The following is a 21,079-nucleotide window of genomic DNA, read 5'->3' as shown; positions in this document are numbered from 1 at the left end:
CAATGCTCCCGGTGCCTTGCTCGATTTCTCTCACATGCAGCCTTGGTAGTGGGACCCGCATTGTCAGGCCTGTCGGGCTCTCATTTGCAGGCCTATGAGGTCAGACAAGCTGTTGAGGCTTGCAAATGGATTCTCCGAGAGCATCGGGCTCCAGTCGACGCGCCTTGCGTCGAGCGCCGACAAGATGGCTCTCGGGCCCGCATCTGGCTCGTGCTTTCCGAGCGCGTCCCAAAGTGCCCCAAGTGGCCAGTGGGCATTCGTTGGATAAAAATCCGCGCCGAAGGCTGCATAGGCGGCCCGTTCGAGGCCCGCGGTCATGCGAGCGAAATAGTCTTCAGGAAGAAATGGCGAGTCCACTGCGACACTGACAAGACTGTCATGCGCCGAGCCCACCTCTCGGAGATAGTCTGCCGCAGCGGCGATTCCTGCCAGTGGTCCCTGCGATTCCATTTCCCTATCCGGAACACCGACAGCGCTCTTGGGAAGCTGCGTGCCCCGATGGCTGCCCGTCGACACCAGCAGCGCACCGTTGACCGCCTCGAGGCGATCCGCCACGCGGTTGATGAGGCGTTGCCCTCCGATCAGGAGGTCGGCCTTGCGCACATGTCCCAGCCGTGAGCCGAGCCCGCCGGCAAGGATGACGGCGTGGATGGTCACGCTGGTTTCTTTGTGCGCAGCATGAGCAGCAGGACAATGCCTCCCACGAGGCCCCAGAAGGGGGCTCCGACCCCGAGGATTGTGACACCGGACGCTGTCGCGACAAAGGTCAGGATTGCCGGCAGTCGCATGTTTTCTTCTGCCAACGCGCCGGACAGCGCCGCGGCCAGGCTGGACAGCAGGGCAAGTCCAGCCACCGCCTGGATCAGCACGGGCGGCGACGCCGCAATAAAGGCTGCTGCAACGCTCGCGGCTGGGCCAAGGATCAGATAGACCACGCCCGCCGCAACCGGGGCCGGCCAGCGCCGATCCCGATTTGGATGCGCCTCCGGGCCGGCACAGATCGCAGCGGTAATGGCGGCGAGATTGCTGGTGTGTCCGCCAAAGAAGGCGGTGACCGCACTTGCAGCCCCGGTCAGCACGAACAATGGGGCCGGGCGGATATCGAAACCATTGGCTTTCATCACCGCGATCCCCGGAAGGTTCTGCGAAGCCATCGTCACCACATAAAGGGGCAGGCCGATCCGCACGATGGCGTCCCAGGTGAATACCGGCATCACCGGCACCAGCGCCGGCCAGGCCCTGTCCATTGCGCCTGCGGGCAAATTCGTGGTCGTGGCGAGGATGATGCCGGTCACCACGACTGCCACCGGCACCGCATAACGCCGCGCGAATTTCAACGCGATCATCCAGGCGAGGAGTATCGGCAGGGCGAGCATCGGTATTTCAGCCACTGCAGTGATCGGCGCGAGGCACAGTGTCAGCAGCATTCCGGCGAGCATGGCGTTGGCTAATGCCGACGGAATCGCGGCGATGGCGCGTCCAAGGGGCTTCACCAGCCCCGTAACGACGATAAGCAAAGCCGCGACGAGGAATGCACCTGCAGCGGCGGGGAAGGAGCCCACCGGTTCTCCGACTGTCAGAAGGAACGCAACGCCCGGCGTGGACCAGGCAAAGCTGATCGGTGTCTTCACCCGTGCTGCGACGACGATGTTGAGAATGCCGATGGCGATGCAAACCGAGAAAAGGCCAGACCCGGCCTGCTGCGGTGACGCGCCTGCCGCCGTCAGTGCGGCAAGAACCAGGGTGAACGTGCTGGCGTAGCCAACAATGGCGGCGAGGCCTCCCGCCAAGATCGGCTGGAGCAGATCGCGTCTTGCCGCCGTCACAGTCGCTGCGCTCTCGTTCATCCCGATTCCCCCGAATATGCGGACGTCAGGCTAGAGACAGGCTGGTCGCTTGGAAAGCTCGGCGGTGACAGCGTCGCCAATCTGCCTGCTGAATGCCAAAAAGCCCGCCAAAACAAGACTTTATTAATCTTTCGCGAGTGGAAAATTAACCATAATCGCAAATTCTGGGGCTCAAGTTTGCTTCATCCGGGTTTGCGCCGTGTCGGTTTCACGTCTTGTTTTATCTCTTGTGGTTGCCGGCGCCTTGTTGGGTGGATGTGCAAAGCCGGTCAGTCCGGAACCGCGCCTCACCGATACCGCCCGGCCGGATCCGATCACCACCTCGGCCTATGTCAGCCCCGCAGTTGCCCGTATGGAGCAGCCCTTGCCAGTGGAAATTTTCACGCCCCGCAATATCTCGGGCCGCACGCTTGCTGTCGCCACCACCAGCGACATCGTCCTCAAGCCCGGTGAAGTCGTCCTGACATTTGATGATGGGCCGCGCCCCGGCAAGACGCCCGCCATTCTCGATACGCTCGAGGATTACGGTGTGAAGGCTACATTCCTGATGCTCGGCTCGGCGGCGGAAGCCAATCCGCGCCTTGCTCGCAAGGTTGCCGAGGGCGGACACACCGTCGGCAGCCATACCTATGGCCACGTCGACCTGTCCAAGCTCACGCGCCAGGAAGCGATCAACGAGATCGTTAAGGGTGAAGAAGCCGTCGCGGCAGCGCTTGCGGGCTCGGGAAAGGCGGCTGCCCCCTTCTTCCGATTCCCCTATCTCAGCCAGACCGGTTTCCTGCGGACCAATCTGCTGCAGAGCGGCGCGGTCGTGCTCGACGTCGACATCGACAGCAAGGATTATTATCGCGACAGCGCCGCCGTGGTCGCCCAGCGCACCATTTCGCGTCTCGATGCCCGTGGCAGTGGCATTATCCTCTTCCACGACATCCATCAGCGCACCGTGGACATGCTCCCTGCCTTTCTCGATCAGCTGGCCAGGAAGGGCTACACTGTCGTGCGGCTCGTCCCGCGCAACGGCAATATCTTCGGCCGTGATCTCATCACGGCGGGTATGGCCCAGGGGAATGCCGAGCAGCTCTGACCAAGAAAAAAGGCGCCCACCGGGCGCCTTATTCTTTTTCGGAACGGCAGGAACAGCCTAGTCCTCATCTTCCTCGACATCGGTCAGATAGACCGAAAATTCGATATCGATGCCGAAGCCCGCAATCGCAGCGACAGCATGGGCGGGCAGCCGCGCCGACATGGCCTCGCCATGTGGCGGATAGTCGAAGGCCATGTCGAGAACGGCGCGGCCAAGGCGGCGATCTTCCAGCATAGCGGCGATCGTCGGCCCGGACCGTTCGGCCAGTTCGAGAATCGCCCGCACCGGCTGGTCCACAGCCACGTCTACCTGCGCATAGAAGCTGCCGTCGGCGTCTTCTGCCTCATAGCGTGAGGTCAGCTGCTTGAGGGCCGTTTCCAGCGCCTCCAGCTCCAGCGTGACCCCGGACAGGCGAAGGGCCATGGCGAAGGGCTCAAAATCGCTCATCAGCTCCTCCCGGCCGTCGCGGCAAACAGGGCAATCGCCGCAGCGTTCGACACGTTGAGCGATTTGATCGGCCCTGGCATGTCCAGCCGCACCATCTCGTCGCACAGTTCGCGTGTGCGCTGGCGCAGGCCCTTGCCTTCGGCGCCGAGCACTACGGCCAGCGGTGTGGCGTCGGTGCGCGGCTTGAGCGGGCCAGGGGCTTCCGAATCAAAACCGAGGACGGTCATGCCGCGGTCTTTGAGTTTTTCCAGAGCGTCGGCCAGATTGCGCACTTCGATCATTGGCACGAGGTCGAGCGCACCCGAGGCGGACTTGGCCATTACGCCGGTTTCGCGCGGTGAGTGGCGGGCAGTGGTAATGACGGCATCGGCGCCAAACGCGCAGGCGGTACGCAGGATCGCGCCGACATTATGGGGATCAGTCACCTGGTCAAGGACGACAACCAGCTTGAGGGCATGGATGTCATCGAGGCCAAAACGGCTGACGGGGTCCACTTCCAGGGCGACGCCCTGGTGCACGGCCTCTCCGCCTAGCAGGCGATCAAGGTCCTTTGGCGTGGTCTCGCGCACGCTGACGCGGCCAATCTCCCCGCTCTCCTTGAGGCGGTTCAGACCATTGGGCGTGGCCAGCAGCTCCTTTTTGGTGCGGCCTGGATTGTCCAGCGCCGCCCGCACAGTGTGCAGGCCATAAAGATAAACGGGACCCTCGTCGGGGTCGTATTTGGGCTTGGGCGGAAATTTGTTGCGGCTCATGCAAAGCGCGTAGCGCCTTTTGCGCACGGCGGCAATGCCCCGCGGTGCGCAACCACAACGATGTCTGATTATTGCCTGGCAGGGGCTGGGGGACTCGAACCCACGACCCTCGGTTTTGGAGACCGATGCTCTACCAACTGAGCTAAACCCCTTCAGGCGAGGCTGTGTCTAATCGCAAAAATTCGCCGGCGCAAGAGGGATCGACGTTTTCCCCGGCTAGTGCGCCCGGATAGGGATTTCTCTGGTGCGCCTCTCGAACGCTCAGACTGTTTGGTCTTGAATTACCGGCTTCAGAATCTGTTTACCAGCAGGCAAATACCCTCGAATCGCCTGCGCAAGCCTCTGGTAGCGTGACATTTTTTTGGGGAGTGAGAGAGCGAAATGAGCAAACTGCCGACGGACTTTTACCTCAGGCCCGCGCTGTGGCATCTTCACAACCAAGGCGAAAACGGAAATCCCGGCATAGATATCAATGTCTTGCCCGTGTGGGAGGATTATACGGGCGAGGGCGTGAAGGTCGTCGTTTTCGACACAGGCATTGATGCGCGCCATCCCGATCTGGTCGGTAACTTCCTGCCGGACTACGCATATAACTTTTCGACTAATAGCCCTGGCGCCAACTATCTCGATCAGAAGGCCCCTCATTGGCACGGAACGTTCGTTTCCGGCCTGATTGCGGCGGACGGCGCGGAAGTGGGACTGCTCGGCGTCGCCTTTGGGTCCAAGTTCAGTGCCTATGCGGACTTCAATGGACCGCTCTCCAAGACGGCCTTCGCTCGTGCCGCGGATGAAGGCTTCGATGTCATGAATAACAGTTGGGGTGCGGACCTGCCGTTCCTGTCCATTTTCCACAGTGACCCTCTTGGCGAGGCGAGCATGACCCATGCTGTGGAGCACGGGCGGGATGGCTTAGGGCTCAACATCGTTTTCGCCGCCGGCAACGCCTATAGCTTTGCCAAGCTGCTCGAAGACATTGGCTATACGTGGTCGGGTGAGTACTCGTTGGCGGATGCCAATGGTTCAAGCTATCAGAACTCGCGGTTCTCGATCACTGTAGCGGCGCTCGATCGGGACGGCACTTATGCCGACGGTGAAGACGCGCTGGGTTACAGCACGCCCGGCGCTCCCGTGCTGATATCGGCACCTGGAACCGGCGTTTTTTCGACAAACGTGACGGGCCCTCATGGCTACGGCACCGACCTTGCCGTTAAGAACTCTGGCACGTCTTTTGCAGCGCCTGTTGTCAGCGGTGTGGTCGCGCTGATGCTCGAGGCGAACCCCCTGCTGGGCTATCGCGACGTCAAGGAAATCCTGGCCTATTCTGCCCGTCTCAACGACCAGGACGACCCGTCCTGGATGGTCAATGGCGCCAGCAATCACAATGGTGGAGGCCTGCTGACTAACGACAACTATGGCTTCGGCATGGTCGACGCCACAGCTGCGGTTCGCCTGGCGGAGACCTGGCACAAGCAGAGCACTTACGCCAATGAGAAGGTGGTCTCCGACAGCGACAGCACCGAAACGCAGATCGTGGATGGCGGTGTCATAGAATACCAGTTCCAGCTGTCCGGCGGCGTTAGCGTTGAAACCGTCGAGCTGGATTTCGACATCACCCATGCTGAGATGGGCGATCTGGTCATTGAGCTAATATCCCCCGAGGGGACGAGCTCGATGCTGTTGTACCGTATTACGGATGGCCGTGCCACGGAGCTGACCCGCGCTGTCTATGAATCCAAGGGGGGAACGTTCGACAACACGCAGGTCATCCACACGCTTACCAGCAACGACTTCTTTGGCGAGTCGAGCACTGGAACATGGACGCTCCGAATCGCGGACCAAAAGCTGGGCAACACCGGCGTTGTCCACAATCTGGCCTTGCGCGCTTACGGGGCGGAAGACAGCGTCGATCAGACCTACATCTATACCAACGACTTCGCCTTGGTTGCAGCGGACGATCCATCCCGCACGACGCTGACCAATTCTACCGGTACGCACACGCTCAATCTCGCCGCGGTTACCGATGCCGTCACAGTCAATCTGGGGACTGGAAAGGCCAACATCGTCGGCACTGATATGACCATCACTGCCGGCACAAATATCGGGACCATCTTCACTGGCGACGGTGCCGACCTCGTTACGCTCACCAGCACCGGCGGCACTGCCATCCTGGGGCGCGGCAATGATACGGCGCAGGCCACCGCTGGCGAAATTGACGGCGGCCGCGGCTTCGATCGTCTGATGCTGGCAGACGCGTTAGATCAATATCAAATCGTCTCCAACGCAGGTGCTGTCTCCCTGACGCACCGGGACGGCAATGACCTCGTGCTGGCGACCGGTGTTGAGTTCGTCGAGTTCGGTCAAGGCGCGAGCGACATTCTGGTGCTCGCCGCCAATGCGGTGCAGGCCGAGGTGGCCAAGCTCTATGACTTCATCCTCGGTCGTGCAGCAGACTTCAATGGGCTCGCCTATTGGGTGGCGCAGGCGGAGGAGGGCGCCGGGGTCGGGGCTATCGCCCGCTCATTTGTCGCCAGCGGTGAATTTGATGCCGTCGGCGGAGCGCTGTCCAACACCGATTTCATCGACATGCTCTACCTGCAGATGTTCAATCGCGCTCGCGACGATGACGGCGCCAGCTTCTGGCTCGGACAGATCGACGCTGGCGTCGATCGTACCGAGATCGCTCTGGGCTTTGCCGCCTCTGGCGAAGCCAGCGCGATGCAGTTCGATCATATCCGCCTCGTGGGCTCGGGAGCGGAAACGCTCTTCGCCTGATACAGAAATACCGGGCAGGGCGCGTGCGCCCTGTCCAGTACACCACCCCGTGAAGAGGGGAACGCTGTCATCCCGTCTGGATTGTCCCTTCTGACACCACCAACAAAGGGATCGTTACAATGGATCACAGCAACCACGTGCGCCTCGGCGCTGCTGAACTCACGCCGGATGTCCTGACGAACGCGACTATCTACGGCGCAGACGACCATAAGATCGGCAAGGTCGACCACGTCCATGGTGTAGGAGCCTCGAGCACTGCCATCATTGATGTCGGTGGTTTTCTCGGGACTGGCGCCAAGCCCGTCGCGGTGCCGCTCAGCGATCTGGATTTCATGCGTGATGAGCATGGCGCGGTCCACGCCGTAACCAGCTGGACCAAGGATCAGCTCATGGAGATGCCCGAGCATCACCACTAGATAAAAGGCCCGCCTCGAGCGGGCCGCTTTTTTTGGTCGCACGCGGAGGCGGCTAGATTTACACCACGCCGCCCGACTGCGTAATCACCTCGACCAGCCGTTGCATTTCATTCCGCGAACATGGCTTGCCGAACCGCTCGATATGATCGAAACGCTCGGGAATGGAACCGTCGTTGTAACCGGTCGCAAAGACGAACGGGATAGACTGATGGGCAAGTTCATCCGCCAGTGGAAACACCAGTTCCCCCTGCAGATTGACGTCCAGCACGGCGGCATGAATCTGTTTGTCAGCGATCATTTTGCTGCCCTGGGACACGGTACCCACCGGACCAATGACTTCTGCGCCGAGGCTTTCGAGAGCCTCTACCAGGTCCATGGCGATCAGATATTCGTCCTCTGCGACGAGAATTCGCCGCCCGCTAAGCTCTTTCATCCCGAGCCTCCCCGTGATCGATACATTGGGCAGGTTTCATCACCCATACTAAGTGCACTGCACGGCGATTCAATCCCCCTGTGCGGCGGATTTGCGGCGCGTTCACGCTAGTCGGGGCCCACATCGCTCTCAACCTTGCTGCCTTCTGGTAACGAACCGGTTCCCGGAGTTTTGTCCGTGTCGGTCAGCTCCTTGCGCGCATGAGGTCCGGCCAGCGGGCGCTGTTCGGTGCGTTCAGTCGTCGTGGGTGATGTCTGCTCTTTTTCCGATTTCTGTATGGGAGCCTCCGCAGTTTTGCACTTCTTCAACACAGAAAATGCGTGGAAGTTCCAGCAAGTCCGGCAGGTGCAGGCAGCCAATTGCGCCTGGGCGGCGTCCAGTGAGGTGGAAAAATACCACGGCGGATCGTGGTTGGGGACGGGCACAATCCGGAAGAACAGCCGCCGCTCACCGTGGGTCTCAGACTTCCAACGGCAATTCCTAACCTGGGTTAAAGCCATTCCGAAGCCGGGCATTCTTTCTCCCAAATTTAGGCCCAGCTTTTGTGGGGATTTCCGTAGAGCCTCAGTCTAAAAGTGCCCGGGAATGCTCAATTCATTCGGCTTTTCAGCTAAATCCCGGACGCGGTTGCGATTTCTGATCTTCGCTCATCTCGATCAGCAGGTGAGACCGAAAGCCTGCTCTTGCGTTCTGTTCACATTGGCAGCTGGGAAATGCCACTGGGAGTAGACATGAAATTATACCGGAACGACCGAGGCGGCGATTTCCTCGCCAGGCTTTCCGAACGCGGGACCTTGGGTGGGATATCGGGCGAGGCGATTGCAGCACTGCCGTGGACGCGGCAGGATCTGGCAAACCGAGCACCGATTGTGTTGCAAAACCGCTTGGCGATCATCGGCGCCGGGTGGATCGGACGCCACCGCAGTTCTGTTATGGGGCGAGACCAACTTCTGGCGCTGTTTCTCCCCGGAGAAATCTGCGGCTATGGGGTCCTGCTGAGCGAGCCCACCGATACTGTGCTGATGGCCCTGACGCCTGCGACGGTGTGGAGCCTGCCGGCAGCTGACTTTTTAGCGTTAGGAGAAAAGCACGCCGAGGTCATCGCAGCCGTTATGGCTGGGCTGGCACGCGAGAGGGCAGTCTCCGACGAACATTTGATTTCCATCGGCTCTCGAAACGCCCTGGCGCGGATGGCTCACCTCATCTGCGAGCTGCAACAGCGCTTCTCCGGCCCTCGGGGAGGCGCGGACGGGCTGATCGAGTTTCCTCTGAGCCAGACACGCTTGGCCGACTATCTCTGCCTCTCGAGCGTCCACGTCAACCGCACCCTGCAGGCGCTCCGTCGAGAGAATCTGATCGAGACTCAAGGGCGTTATCTGCGCGTCCTCGATACGGCCAAATTGGCCGAAATCGGTGGCTTCAAATCGTCGTACCTTGATCTGCCAGCTTTGCCAGTCGCATCCGCATCATCTTGAGGAGCAGACGCGACAGGCGGTCTTGGCCGTCGTTCGGCTCTCTGGCAGCCGCATCCACGACGATTGGCCTGTCGAGATGTCGCGGGGATGAGACCAGCCGGTCCATCTCCGTGACCAGTTCGTCGCACAGATAGGGTTTTTGCACATAGGGCATGCCGCGGAATCGTTCGGGGATGTGCTCGCTGCCCATGGCAGTGGCGAAAATCAGCGGCGTGCCGCGTTCCAGCAGCAGGTCCGCCAGGTCAAACACCGTCTCCGAATGCAGCCGCACGTCGAGAACCGCACCATCCACTCTGCGGCTCAATAGATTCGCTGCATAAAAGGGAGTCGGCGCCGGCCCCAGAATCGTCGCGTCGTGCCGCCGAAAGTACTCACAAACTTCGTTGGCGAGAAAATAGTCGTCCTCAACGACCAGAATGCGTTTGCCTCGGAAATCCATGTCCGTCCCAATTGTCATTGCTCGTCAGGAATGGTGGCTGATCCGGCCGGCGGACCTTCAGTCACCGCTTGAGCCCTAACGATACCGGGGCCATCCCGATCCATCGACAACATGGGTTAGTCGGAAACGTTTTTTCTGTTTTGAGACTGGTTCCACAACACGGTCGAATATCTCAGCGCGCTGCGGGCACTGGAAGCGCTGTTGTGGAAAAGAAAAAAGCCTCCCAGAGGGAGGCCGGTGGTGGAGGGGACTGGATTCGAACCAGTGTACGCTAAGCGGTCAGATTTACAGTCTGATGGATTTAACCACTCTCCCACCCCTCCACATTTCCGGGTAGGACCCGAAGCGCATTTGCGTTTCGTTGGGCGGTTTATGGTTGCCCGTCGCAAGAGTGTCAACACCCTTGAAGCGTCTACCCAAAAGAAATCGCGCAACGGATGAAAAAACCCATCTCATCCACAGGCCCGGTCTTGCATTTCACGCCCCGTCTACGCTAAGCCATCGTACGCCTCGGCGCTCCGGGCGGGTATAGCTCAATGGTAGAGCAGCAGCCTTCCAAGCTGAATACACGGGTTCGATTCCCGTTACCCGCTCCAAAAATCTCAATGAAATCGCGACGATGCCTCGGCTGCCGTTTGTCGCCTGACGCAGGCTATCCGAATATCCATTCGCCGGGCGCAACTTCCGTCAGCTGCCCGACGGTGCTGCCCGCGACGTTTTCGGGGCTGACCGCGAACTCCAGCAACACCCGTTCCTTCGAAGCGCCCAGAGCCAACTGTTGCTCCCAGAACGCCACGCCTCCGGCTTCCCCGGGCCTGTCCAGCACGTTGCGATAGAGCAGGTCAACGAACTGGGCAGGGGACATCACATCGTCGTCGCCGAAGCGCTGCGTGAACTCTGCGCTCTCGAGAAAATGTCCGGCCATCGTGATCAGATCCAGTCCATCCTGATGGCGGTCGATCCAGTAGTTCAGCCCGCCCAGATCGGCCTCGCGGGCGAGGCAGGCCTCGTAGAGCAGGGCGACGTTTTGCACATAGCCGGGTACGGGGGTGGGGTCCGTCGGGTCAATCGGAGAAACTGGGTCGCCGCCCTGGTCACTCGAATAGAGCAGGCCGCCGCTGCCATCGTATATATAGGCCGTTCCCATATCCGACACGGCCAGATCGGCAACGCTCCGATAGGGGGTCACGTAGATGTCGATGACCCCGGCCGCGAGTGCCGCGGCGATCTCTCCATGCGGCACGGCGATAAATTCCGCGCTGCTTGGCTGGGCGCTACGCCAGGCGTCAATTTCTGCGCCGCTCTGGCCATTCCAGGCGATCTTGGAGCCGGCGCCTATGGCGAGTTTGGCCTGTGACGATACGATGAAGTGTAGCGGCATCTCAGATCCCCATAATATCCGATAGTTTTGGATATTTTGCGGGCCCGTCCAAGACTATAGATAGATTGGTCTATTCTTCTCCGGTGTGAATCTTGGGGCGGTGCTGTGCAGGGGCGCGGGGCGCTGATTTTGATCGCTGTGGTGCCGGATTGGCTCTTCAGAAGTCGCAAAGCGCCTGAACTGTCGATTGAATTGGAACCTGTGGGCCAAAACCCTCGTTTTCCCTCCACATCAAATATGGAGGCAAGAACATGCTCAAAGGCGGTCTTCTCTGGATGATCGGTATCCCGATCCCCATCATTCTGATTCTCTGGTTCATGGGCTTCCTGGGCTAACGACCCAGCATGCCCCGGGGCTTTGACCTCGAAGTTCACGACACCTGCGGCGCACTGCCGTCGCAGGTGTCGTCTTTTTTAACGCTGTTTCCATTCATGCAGCGTTCACGCCCGCCGTGACACATTGCCCCCGCAATGGCTCACCACCTTGCCCACCATATTGCAGCGCGTTTCCCTTTCGCGCCAGCCGCTGAGGAGTACTGAGATGGCTCGTATCACTGCCACCGCTGGTTTCAACACCTTCGATCCTGCTGCTTGGACCGGACGCCCGTCCTTCGTGGGCAGCAACCAGACGACCCTGACGGATGGCTACAACGCCGCGCGGATCGAAGGGTACAACCTCACCTATTCGTTTGATGGCCGTTTGACTGGTGGCACGGTCACCAAGATCCAATATTTCCAGGGCGAACAGCTCCGGGGCACCATCGACAATATGTCTGTCTGGGGCGGGACTGTCGGTCAGCACCTCAGCTGGGGCGACCACGCCGGCCTCATGCGCTCGATCCAGCAGGGTCGCGACACCATCTTCGCGTCCAGCGGCAACGATCGTCTGGGTGGCCACGATGGCGACGACTCGTTCACGGCCGGTGGTGGGACCGATCAGGTTTATGCGGGCGCCGGTAACGATACGATCACCCTGAGCCGCGGTAGCACCTATGTCGACGGCGGCACCGGTTTTGACGTCGTCTACATGCCCGGCCGTGGCGGTACCTATGGCCAGTCCAAGACGGCCGAGGGCTGGCAGTTCTGGAACAACGCCGAAGGCATCAACTCCAACATCGCTAATGTTGAACGTGTCGCCTTCTCTGATGGCGTCCGCGCCTTCGACGTCGATGGCAACGCTGGCATGGGGTACCGTGTCTATCAGGCCGCCTTCGCCCGTGATCCTGATGCAGGCGGCCTTGGCTTCTGGATAAAGTCACTCGACGCAGGCACGCAGTCCACGGACAGCATGGCCAACTTCTTCCTGAACTCTCCTGAGTTCATCAGCAAGTATGGGACGCCCGCGACCGTCAGCAACGCACGCTACATCGAGCTGCTGTATCTCAACGCGCTGGGGCGTTCCCTCGACCAGGGTGGGTTCAACTTCTGGAACGACGAGCTCAACAGCGGCCGTCGAGATCGCGCTGACTTGCTCCTGTCCTTCGCTGACAGCCCTGAGAACCGCGCCCAGACCGCCCCCGAAATCTCCGACGGCATCTGGTACGTCTGACGAATAAGTGGAAAGAGGCTGCCTCAGGCGGCCCCTTTTGGGTTTTTGCGTCGGTCAGTTGAAACACCGCCCGAACAGCGAGAGCGCAGGGCAGGGCACCAGTGCGCCTTAAGCTGATAGCTACTCCGCTGCCAGAATCGGTTGGTGGCGGGCCTTGAGCTTGTTCAGCTGTCGCGCCGCATGGGCCAGAAGAGCGCGCTGAACCGCCTCGGAGCTGACACTGCCCACATCCGCTTTGACCTTGAGGTCGAGCGAATAAGTGGTGACATTGCCCATGAATATCTCACAGATGCGCACCCGTACGGCCTCGAGCACCCGCCCAGGAACGGACTTGTGCGGCCCGAAATACAGAATCTGGCACGACTTGATTTCAAACGACACCGGGAAGCCTCCCACCCCTGCCGCGAATTCGTCTCAGTTTGATCCAATTCCATGGCGTGACAGAAGACAAGTGACTTCTTGGGATTAATCCCCTTATGATTACTGGCTTCCTTCGCCAGACCGGCCGGGGCCAGGCTGGCCCTGCGAGATTGCATGTTGCAATTGGCCGGTAGATTCACTAGATAGCCAACTCCAGCCGTGCGGGAGTCCTGCGCGGCCTTTGGTTTTGCACCAAGATAACCGGAATAGATTCGCTTATGGCTCGTACCAACCCGATCACGTTCTTCCAGCAGGTCCGCTCGGAAGTTTCCAAGGTCACCTGGCCGGGCCGTAATGAGGTCGTGATTTCGACGATCATGGTCCTGGTGCTCGTTGCCTTTGCCAGTGTGTTCTTCCTTTTGGCGGATCAGATTATCTCCTGGCTGGTATCTTTGATGCTTTCGATCCGCTAAGCGGATCCCACGACTAACGAGGAGCGGCGAGGCGGCATGGCCAAGCGCTGGTACATTGTTCAGGCGTATTCGAATTTCGAGCGCAAGGTCGCAGATGCGATCAAGGAAAAGGTCGCACAGACCAAGCTCGAGCATTTGTTCGAGGACGTCATCGTGCCGACTGAGAAGGTCGTGGAAGTGCGTCGCGGCCGCAAGGTCGATACCGAGCGCAAGTTCTTCCCCGGCTACGTCCTGGTGAAGATGGATCTTACCGATCAGACATTCCATCTGATCAAGAACACCCCAAAGGTGACCGGTTTCCTGGGCGCAGATAACAAGCCCATGCCGATCTCCGAAAAGGAAGCCATGTCGATCCTGCAGCAGGTGCAGGAAGGCGTTGAGCATCCCAAGCCTTCCGTCAGCTTCGAGGTTGGCGAAAGCGTTCGCGTCTCCGACGGCCCCTTTGCCAGCTTCAACGGCATTGTCGAGGAAGTCGACGAAGAGCGCTCCCGCCTCAAGGTGGAAGTTTCGATTTTCGGGCGCCCCACTCCGGTGGAGCTCGAATACGGTCAGGTCGAAAAGGTCTGATCCCAGCGTTTTGGCCTCAGCCAAAATCGCGCCTGCCTTTTGGCGCAAGCCAAAATGGTTCCCAGCGCTTTGGCGGAAGTCAGAAGCGCTCCATCGCAGCTTCGCTGCGTGAAACCGGGACACGATCGTGTCTCGAAACCCGTGGAAGGGGATGGCGGTCGCCAAGCCGTCTATCAACTCCGCACCACGGCTCAACTGCCGGTTTCGGCACTAAGAGGATAGAAAATGGCAAAGAAGATTACTGGCTACGTAAAGCTGCAGGTGCCGGCTGGCTCCGCCACCCCGTCTCCCCCGATTGGCCCGGCTCTGGGTCAGCGCGGCCTGAACATCATGGAATTCTGCAAGGCCTTCAATGCGGCCACGCAGGAGATCGAAAAGGGTGCTCCGATCCCGGTCGTGATCACCGCTTACGCCGACAAGAGCTTCACCTTTGCGATGAAGCAGCCGCCGGTGACCTACTTCATCAAGAAGGCCGTCAACCTCAAGTCCGGCTCCAAGCTTCCGGGCAAGGAATCGGCTGGCACGATCACGACAGCTCAGCTGCGTGAAATCGCCGAGAAGAAGATGAAGGATCTCAACGCCGACAATCTCGACGCCGCTGTGTCGATGATCGCCGGCTCCGCCCGTTCCATGGGCATTCAGGTCGAGGGCTGATCACTATGGCAAAGATTGCAAAGAAGGTTGCCGCCGGCCGCGAAGGCATCGACCGCAACAAGCTCTACAAGCTCGAAGAAGCTGTGAAGATGGTGAAGTCGAAGGCTTCGGCCAAGTTCGACGAGACCATCGAGATCGCGATGAACCTGGGCGTTGACCCGCGTCACGCTGACCAGATGGTCCGCGGCGTCGTGTCCCTGCCCAACGGCACCGGCAAGACCGTTCGCGTCGCTGTTTTCGCCCGTGGCGGCAAGGCTGACGAAGCCAAGGCTGCTGGTGCGGACATCGTCGGCGCTGAAGACCTGCTGGAAATCATCCAGGGCGGCAAGATCGACTTCGATCGTTGCATTGCCACTCCGGACATGATGCCTATCGTTGGTCGTCTCGGTAAGATCCTCGGCCCGCGCAACCTGATGCCGAACCCGAAGGTCGGCACCGTGACCATGGACGTCAAGGGTGCTGTCGCCGCTGCCAAGGGTGGTGCTGTTGAGTACCGCGTCGAGAAGGCTGGTATCATCCACGCCGGTATCGGCAAGGTTTCCTTCTCCGAGGAAGCTCTGCTCGAAAACATCAAGGCCTTCACCGACGCCGTCGTGAAGTCCAAGCCTGCTGGCGCCAAGGGCACCTACGTCAAGAAGGTTGCCGTTTCCTCGACCATGGGCCCTGGCGTCCATGTTGAGCCGGCTTCGGCTATCTAAGAATTCAAGATTCCGGGCGGTTCGCCGCCCGGTATTGCCTTCGCAAGAAGGCAAAAGTCCTGTCCGAGACTGCCGGTGCCAATCAATCTGGGTTGGCTTAAAGCTGCAAGGCGCCAGCATAGATGGGGTGACAACCAGGATTTCCGCCCGAAAGGGCAGGGTGTTCCGGTTCGAACCAGGCCAGTTGCCCTCGCGGGCATCACGGTTGACAGGCATGTAACCGTTGTCTCTCTCCTCCCTTCGGGGAGGTCGGAGGGCAGCAATTGGCAATGGCCCGGATGATTTGTGCCGGGCTCAATGTGGAGACTAGCAGTGGAAAGAGCGGAAAAGCGTGAGCTTGTCGCATCGCTTCAGTCAGCCCTCGCGGGCGCTGGATCGATCGTCCTTGCGCAGAATACCGGTCTGACCGTGGCCAACCTGGAGTCGCTTCGCCGTGAGGTGAAGGGTGCCGGTGGTTACGTCAAGATCGCTAAAAACCGTCTTGCCAAGCTTGCTCTTAAAGAAACCGATCACGCGGACATTTCGGACCTGTTCACAGGTCCGATCGTCATCGCCTACGCGGCTGACCCTATGACTGCGCCAAAGCTGGCGCAGAAGTTTGCTGACAAGAACGCCAAGTATGTCGTTCTCGGCGGCGTCATGGGCAAGACCGCACTCGACGCGAATAGCGTCAAGGCGTTGTCGACCATGCCCTCGCTCGATGAACTGCGCGCCACGCTCGCCGGGATGCTCAAGCAGCCTGCAACGCGTATCGCGTCCGTCATCGTTGCACCGGCTGGTGGTATCGCGCGCGTGTTGGCCGCTCATGCGGAAAAGAGCAACGAAGCAGCGTAATCCCATGGTCCCATTCTGGGGCCGGTTTGAACTGAACACCTTAAAAGAGAGATTTATCAAATGGCCGATCTCGCCAAAATCGTCGACGACCTGTCCGCCCTGACCGTTCTGGAAGCTTCCGAGCTGTCCAAGATGCTCGAAGAAAAGTGGGGCGTTTCCGCCGCTGCTCCGGTTGCTGTTGCTGCCGCTGCTGGCGCTCCGGCTGCTGCCGCTGAAGAAAAGACCGAATTCGACGTGATCCTCGCCTCCTTCGGCGACAACAAGATCAACGTCATCAAGGAAGTCCGCGCCATCACCGGTCTGGGTCTCGGCGAAGCCAAGGCTCTGGTTGAAGCTGCTCCGAAGGCCCTCAAGGAAGGCGTCTCGAAGGCTGAAGCCGAAGACATCAAGAAGAAGCTTGAAGAAGCTGGTGCAAAGGTCGAACTCAAGTAAGTTCGCTTTTTGCCTTGAAAAACGCGAAATGGCGCTTTATGTGCCATTTCGCTTTTGTCGTTTCTGCAACGAGACGATTCGCCGTGGCCGATTGGATGGGTCGCTGGCGTTCCCACTGAAATTGAGAATTGGATGACCGCTGCTGGGTGGAAACCCCGTGTGACCTCTGTGGAGGTAGTTTCGGTTATCCCAGCCCTTTTGGTCGCAAGGCCGGGGCGAAACTGAACTGCTGGGCATATATCCCGAGCTCCGACGGCTGATAGTCGGCTCTTTGGATATCTGCCTCCGAGACAATCGCTATAGAAACAGGAGCTTTCATGGCTACCACGTTTAACGGCCGCCGCAAGGTTCGCAAATCCTTCGGCTCCATCCGCGAAGTCACGGAGATGCCCAACCTGATCGAAGTCCAAAAGGCTTCCTATGATCAGTTTCTCATGGTCAACGAGCCCAAGGGTGGTCGTGGCGATGAGGGGCTTCAGTCCGTCTTCCGGTCGGTTTTCCCGATCACTGACTTCTCCAATACTGCCAGCCTGGAATTCGTGCGCTACGAATTCGAGCAGCCCAAGTATGACATCGACGAGTGCCGTGCGCGCGACATCACGTTTGCTGCCCCGCTCAAGGTGACACTGCGGCTGATCGTCTTCGAAGTGGACGAAGAAACCGGCGCCAAGTCCGTCAAGGACATCAAGGAGCAGGACGTCTACATGGGCGACATGCCCTTCATGACGTCGAACGGCACCTTCATCGTCAACGGCACCGAGCGCGTTATCGTCTCGCAGATGCACCGTTCGCCTGGCGTGTTCTTCGATCACGACAAGGGCAAGACGCACTCGTCTGGCAAGCTGCTGTTTGCTGGCCGCATCATCCCGTACCGCGGTTCCTGGCTCGATATCGAATTCGACGCCAAGGACATCGTCTATGCGCGTATCGACCGTCGTCGCAAGATCCCGGTCACCTCGCTGCTCAAGGCCCTCGGCATGGACGCGGAAGAAATTCTGCGCACTTATTACGCCACGCTCAACTACGAAAAGTCCGATAAGGGCTGGCGCGTGCCGTATGACGCCGAGAAGTGGAAGGGCGCAAAGCCCAGCCACGACCTGATCGACGCCACCACTGGCGACGTCGTGCACGAAGCTGGCAAGAAGCTCTCCGCTCGTCAGGCCAAGAAGCTTGCCGAGAACGGCCTCACGCACCTGCTCGCGGTCGACGAAGACCTCTACGGCACCTACATCGCCGAGGATATCGTCAACCTCAAGACTGGTGAAATCTACGCCGAAGCTGGCGACGAGCTCGACGAAAAGCTGCTCACCAGCCTCGTCGACAAGGGCTTTGACGAGCTCCCGATCCTCGACATCGACCACATCACCATCGGTGCCTACATCCGCAACACGCTGGCCGTGGACAAGAACGAGTCGCGTGAAGACGCGCTGTTCGACATCTACCGCGTCATGCGTCCGGGTGAGCCGCCGACCGTCGATACCGCCGAAGCCATGTTCCAGTCGCTGTTCTTTGACAGCGAGCGCTATGACCTGTCGGCCGTTGGTCGCGTCAAGATGAACATGCGCCTTGAGCTCGACGCTCCGGACACCATGCGCACCCTGCGCAAGGAAGACATCGTCGAAGTCGTGCGTACGCTCGTCGACCTCCGCGATGGCCGCGGCGAAATCGACGACATCGACAACCTCGGCAACCGTCGCGTTCGCTCCGTCGGCGAACTCATGGAAAACTCCTATCGACTTGGCCTGCTCCGCATGGAACGCGCCATCAAGGAGCGCATGAGCTCGGTCGAAATCGACACGGTCATGCCGCAGGATCTGATCAACGCCAAGCCGGCTGCCGCCGCTGTGCGCGAGTTCTTTGGCTCGTCCCAGCTGTCGCAGTTCATGGACCAGACCAACCCGCTCTCCGAAATCACCCACAAGCGCCGTCTTTCGGCTCTTGGACCTGGTGGTCTGACCCGCGAGCGCGCTGGCTTCGAAGTCCGCGACGTGCATCCGACCCACTATGGCCGTATCTGCCCGATTGAAACGCCGGAAGGCCCGAACATCGGTCTGATCAACTCGCTGTCGACCTTCGCCCGCGTCAACAAGTACGGTTTCATCGAGACCCCGTACCGCAAGATCGTGGACGGCAAGGTCACCGAAGAGGTGGTCTATCTCTCCGCCATGGAAGAGGCCAAGCACTACGTTGCCCAAGCAAACGTCGAGATCAACGAGGACGGCACGCTGAAGCACGACCTGGTTGTGGCTCGCCATGCCGGTGACAACGGCCTGACGCCCAAGGAAAACGTCGACCTTATGGACGTTTCTCCCAAGCAGATGGTGTCCGTCGCCGCCTCGCTGATCCCGTTCCTTGAAAACGACGACGCCAACCGCGCTCTCATGGGCTCGAACATGCAGCGTCAGGCTGTGCCGCTGCTGCGCGCCGAAGCCCCGTTCGTCGGTACCGGCATGGAACCCGTCGTGGCCCGTGACTCCGGCGCCGCCATCGTGGCAAAGCGCAAGGGCGTCGTTGACCAGGTGGACGCGACCCGTATCGTTATTCGCGCAACGGAAGAAACCGATGCGTCGAAGTCGGGCGTCGACATCTACAATCTGATGAAGTTCCAGCGTTCGAACCAGTCGACCTGCATCAACCAGCGCCCGCTGGTCGTTGTTGGCGACCATGTCAACGCCGGCGACATCATCGCTGACGGCCCGTCGACCGAACTGGGCGATCTCGCCCTCGGCCGCAACGTGCTCGTCGCCTTCATGCCGTGGAATGGCTACAACTTCGAAGACTCCATCCTGCTCTCCGAGAAGATCGCCATGCAGGACGTCTTCACCTCGATCCATATCGAGGAATATGAAGTGATGGCCCGCGACACCAAGCTTGGTCCGGAAGAAATCACCCGCGACATTCCGAACGTTTCGGAAGAAGCGCTGAAGAACCTCGACGAAGCCGGTATCGTCCACATCGGTGCAGAAGTGCAGCCGGGCGACATCCTGGTCGGCAAGATCACCCCCAAGGGCGAAAGCCCGATGACGCCGGAAGAAAAGCTCCTGCGCGCCATCTTCGGTGAAAAGGCCTCTGACGTTCGCGATACCTCCCTGCGCGTGCCGCCGGGCGATGCTGGTACTGTCGTTGAAGTGCGCGTGTTCAACCGCCACGGCATCGACAAGGACGAGCGCGCCATGGCCATCGAGCGCGAGGAAATCGAACGCCTCGCCAAGGACCGTGACGACGAACAGTCGATCCTCGACCGTAACGTCTATGCCCGTCTCAAGGAAATGCTGTTCGGCAAGGCCGCGACTGCAGGTCCGAAGGGCTATGTCGTCGGCACCAAGCTCAATGACTCTATCTTCGAAGCGCAGCCGCGCTCCAAGTGGTGGCAGTTTGCGGTTGATGACGACAAGGTCATGACCGAGATGGAAGCTCTTCACGGACAGTACGAAGAGAGCCGTCGTCTGCTCGAGCAGCGCTTTATCGACAAGGTCGACAAGCTCCAGCGCGGTGACGAACTGCCTCCGGGCGTGATGAAGATGGTCAAGGTCTTCATCGCAACCAAGCGCAAGATCCAGCCGGGCGACAAGATGGCCGGTCGTCACGGGAACAAGGGCGTGGTTTCGCGCATTGTTCCGGTCGAAGACATGCCGTACCTTGAAGACGGTACCTCGGTGGATATCGTGCTGAACCCGCTCGGCGTGCCTTCGCGCATGAACGTTGGTCAGATCCTCGAGACCCATCTGGGTTGGGCTTGCGCAGGCATGGGCAAGAAGATCGACAAGATGCTCCGGGCCTACCAGAAGTCGGGCGACCTCAAGCCGCTTCGTCTGGAAGTCCAGGACCTCTTTGCCGGCGACACTGCCATCACCGATCTCGATGACGACGGCATGGTCCGCCTCGGCGAGCACCTCTCCAAGGGTGTTCCGATCGCCACTCCGGTGTTCGACGGTGCCAAGGAAGCTGACATCGTGGTCATGCTGGAAAAGGCGGGCCTCAAGTCCTCCGGCCAGTCGACCGTCTTTGACGGCCGCTCGGGTGAGCAGTTCGACCGCCAGGTGACTGTCGGCTACATCTACATGCTCAAGCTCGACCACCTTGTGGACAACAAGATCCACGCGCGTTCGATCGGCCCGTACTCCCTCGTCACCCAGCAGCCGCTCGGTGGTAAGGCCCAGTTCGGTGGTCAGCGCTTCGGCGAGATGGAAGTGTGGGCTCTTGAAGCGTATGGCGCCGCCTACACGCTGCAGGAAATGCTCACCATCAAGTCGGACGACGTGGCAGGCCGTACCAAGGTCTACGAAGCCATCGTGCGCGGTGACGACACCTTCGAAGCGGGTATCCCTGAGAGCTTCAACGTTCTGGTCAAGGAAATCCGTTCGCTCGGTCTCAATGTCGAACTCGACATGCGCGAGCAGGACGTCCCCGGCCAAGCGGAAGGCGAACTCGCACCTCCTCAGGAAGCGGCGGAATAATCCGGCTCTT

At 59.9% G+C, this 21,079-nt stretch carries 21 protein-coding genes and 3 tRNA genes; 13 read left to right on the top strand and 11 right to left on the bottom strand.

Annotation, left to right across the window (positions count from 1 at the left end; genetic code table 11):
• Positions 1-63 precede the first annotated feature (63 nt).
• Positions 64-657, bottom strand: a complete 594-nt coding sequence (locus NYQ88_RS13645) for an NTP transferase domain-containing protein (RefSeq protein WP_275651675.1) — start codon at positions 655-657, stop codon at positions 64-66.
• Positions 654-1,847, bottom strand: a complete 1,194-nt coding sequence (locus NYQ88_RS13640; RefSeq protein WP_275651674.1) for a benzoate/H(+) symporter BenE family transporter — start codon at positions 1,845-1,847, stop codon at positions 654-656. The genes NYQ88_RS13645 and NYQ88_RS13640 overlap by 4 nt, the downstream gene beginning before the upstream one ends.
• A gap of 199 nt (positions 1,848-2,046) precedes the next feature.
• Between NYQ88_RS13640 and NYQ88_RS13635 the strand changes: the two genes are divergently transcribed.
• Positions 2,047-2,931, top strand: a complete 885-nt coding sequence (locus NYQ88_RS13635; protein WP_275651673.1) for a polysaccharide deacetylase family protein — start codon at positions 2,047-2,049, stop codon at positions 2,929-2,931.
• 57 nt (positions 2,932-2,988) lie between these two features.
• Here NYQ88_RS13635 and NYQ88_RS13630 read toward each other — a convergent pair whose 3' ends face one another.
• The 3 genes from NYQ88_RS13630 to NYQ88_RS13620 all read right to left on the bottom strand — a co-directional run bounded on the left by NYQ88_RS13630 (position 2,989) and on the right by NYQ88_RS13620 (position 4,282).
• Positions 2,989-3,378: a hypothetical protein gene (locus tag NYQ88_RS13630; protein ID WP_275651672.1), complete on the bottom strand. Its 390-nt coding sequence runs from the start codon at positions 3,376-3,378 to the stop codon at positions 2,989-2,991.
• Positions 3,378-4,130: a 23S rRNA (guanosine(2251)-2'-O)-methyltransferase RlmB gene (gene rlmB / locus NYQ88_RS13625; protein ID WP_275651671.1), complete on the bottom strand. Its 753-nt coding sequence runs from the start codon at positions 4,128-4,130 to the stop codon at positions 3,378-3,380. The genes NYQ88_RS13630 and rlmB overlap by 1 nt, the downstream gene beginning before the upstream one ends.
• A gap of 76 nt (positions 4,131-4,206) precedes the next feature.
• Positions 4,207-4,282, bottom strand: a tRNA-Trp gene (locus NYQ88_RS13620).
• 229 nt (positions 4,283-4,511) lie between these two features.
• Between NYQ88_RS13620 and NYQ88_RS13615 the strand changes: the two genes are divergently transcribed.
• Together NYQ88_RS13615 and NYQ88_RS13610 are read left to right on the top strand one after the other, a co-directional pair.
• Positions 4,512-6,902: a S8 family serine peptidase gene (locus tag NYQ88_RS13615; protein ID WP_275651670.1), complete on the top strand. Its 2,391-nt coding sequence runs from the start codon at positions 4,512-4,514 to the stop codon at positions 6,900-6,902.
• A 119-nt stretch (positions 6,903-7,021) separates the two neighbouring features.
• Positions 7,022-7,318: a PRC-barrel domain-containing protein gene (locus NYQ88_RS13610; protein ID WP_275651669.1), complete on the top strand. Its 297-nt coding sequence runs from the start codon at positions 7,022-7,024 to the stop codon at positions 7,316-7,318.
• 58 nt (positions 7,319-7,376) lie between these two features.
• Here NYQ88_RS13610 and NYQ88_RS13605 read toward each other — a convergent pair whose 3' ends face one another.
• Positions 7,377-7,751: a response regulator gene (locus NYQ88_RS13605; protein ID WP_275651668.1), complete on the bottom strand. Its 375-nt coding sequence runs from the start codon at positions 7,749-7,751 to the stop codon at positions 7,377-7,379.
• 107 nt (positions 7,752-7,858) lie between these two features.
• Positions 7,859-8,266 (bottom strand): hypothetical protein, encoded by a 408-nt coding sequence (locus tag NYQ88_RS13600; RefSeq protein ID WP_275651667.1) that lies wholly within the window; start codon positions 8,264-8,266, stop codon positions 7,859-7,861.
• Between the two features lie 216 nt (positions 8,267-8,482).
• Between NYQ88_RS13600 and NYQ88_RS13595 the strand changes: the two genes are divergently transcribed.
• Positions 8,483-9,226 carry a Crp/Fnr family transcriptional regulator gene (locus NYQ88_RS13595; protein WP_275651666.1) on the top strand — a complete coding sequence of 248 codons (744 nt, stop codon included), beginning with the start codon at positions 8,483-8,485 and terminating at the stop codon, positions 9,224-9,226.
• Here NYQ88_RS13595 and NYQ88_RS13590 read toward each other — a convergent pair.
• Complete coding sequence (locus tag NYQ88_RS13590; RefSeq protein WP_275651665.1) at positions 9,171-9,665, bottom strand: hypothetical protein; 495 nt, start codon at positions 9,663-9,665, stop codon at positions 9,171-9,173. The two genes, NYQ88_RS13595 and NYQ88_RS13590, sit on opposite strands and share 56 nt — an antisense overlap.
• A gap of 238 nt (positions 9,666-9,903) precedes the next feature.
• A tRNA-Tyr gene (locus tag NYQ88_RS13585) sits at positions 9,904-9,988 on the bottom strand.
• A gap of 199 nt (positions 9,989-10,187) precedes the next feature.
• Here NYQ88_RS13585 and NYQ88_RS13580 point away from each other — a divergent pair.
• Positions 10,188-10,261 (top strand) — tRNA-Gly (locus tag NYQ88_RS13580).
• A 56-nt stretch (positions 10,262-10,317) separates the two neighbouring features.
• Here NYQ88_RS13580 and NYQ88_RS13575 read toward each other — a convergent pair.
• Positions 10,318-11,046, bottom strand: coding sequence for a DUF4214 domain-containing protein (locus NYQ88_RS13575; protein WP_275651664.1), 729 nt, complete (start codon positions 11,044-11,046; stop codon positions 10,318-10,320).
• Between the two features lie 540 nt (positions 11,047-11,586).
• Here NYQ88_RS13575 and NYQ88_RS13570 point away from each other — a divergent pair.
• A complete protein-coding gene (locus NYQ88_RS13570) occupies positions 11,587-12,594 on the top strand; it encodes a DUF4214 domain-containing protein (RefSeq protein ID WP_275651663.1) in 1,008 nt (335 codons plus the stop codon).
• 120 nt (positions 12,595-12,714) lie between these two features.
• On the opposite strand, the gene NYQ88_RS13565 is transcribed toward NYQ88_RS13570, so the two are convergent.
• Positions 12,715-12,975, bottom strand: coding sequence for a hypothetical protein (locus NYQ88_RS13565; RefSeq protein WP_275651662.1), 261 nt, complete (start codon positions 12,973-12,975; stop codon positions 12,715-12,717).
• Positions 12,976-13,232: 257 nt separating this feature from the next.
• Here NYQ88_RS13565 and secE point away from each other — a divergent pair, with 257 nt between their 5' ends.
• From secE to rpoB, 7 genes are all read left to right on the top strand, one after another.
• Positions 13,233-13,427, top strand: a complete 195-nt coding sequence (gene secE, locus NYQ88_RS13560) for a preprotein translocase subunit SecE (RefSeq protein ID WP_275603714.1) — start codon at positions 13,233-13,235, stop codon at positions 13,425-13,427.
• Between the two features lie 36 nt (positions 13,428-13,463).
• Positions 13,464-13,994: a transcription termination/antitermination protein NusG gene (gene nusG / locus NYQ88_RS13555; RefSeq protein WP_275651661.1), complete on the top strand. Its 531-nt coding sequence runs from the start codon at positions 13,464-13,466 to the stop codon at positions 13,992-13,994.
• A 225-nt stretch (positions 13,995-14,219) separates the two neighbouring features.
• Entirely contained in the window at positions 14,220-14,648 is a 429-nt protein-coding gene (gene rplK, locus NYQ88_RS13550) for a 50S ribosomal protein L11 (protein ID WP_275651660.1), read from the top strand.
• 5 nt (positions 14,649-14,653) lie between these two features.
• On the top strand, positions 14,654-15,346 hold the full coding sequence (gene rplA / locus NYQ88_RS13545; RefSeq protein WP_275651659.1) for a 50S ribosomal protein L1: 693 nt from the start codon (positions 14,654-14,656) through the stop codon (positions 15,344-15,346).
• 312 nt (positions 15,347-15,658) lie between these two features.
• Positions 15,659-16,180, top strand: a complete 522-nt coding sequence (gene rplJ, locus NYQ88_RS13540) for a 50S ribosomal protein L10 (RefSeq protein ID WP_275651658.1) — start codon at positions 15,659-15,661, stop codon at positions 16,178-16,180.
• 60 nt (positions 16,181-16,240) lie between these two features.
• Positions 16,241-16,612 (top strand): 50S ribosomal protein L7/L12, encoded by a 372-nt coding sequence (rplL, locus tag NYQ88_RS13535; protein ID WP_275651657.1) that lies wholly within the window; start codon positions 16,241-16,243, stop codon positions 16,610-16,612.
• 317 nt (positions 16,613-16,929) lie between these two features.
• Entirely contained in the window at positions 16,930-21,069 is a 4,140-nt protein-coding gene (rpoB, locus tag NYQ88_RS13530; RefSeq protein WP_275651656.1) for a DNA-directed RNA polymerase subunit beta, read from the top strand.
• Positions 21,070-21,079 lie beyond the last annotated feature (10 nt).

The organism is Devosia sp. SD17-2, from assembly GCF_029201565.1.
In the GTDB taxonomy this organism is placed as follows: Bacteria; Pseudomonadota; Alphaproteobacteria; order Rhizobiales; family Devosiaceae; genus Devosia.
This window is presented reverse-complemented; position numbering and strand designations above follow the sequence as displayed.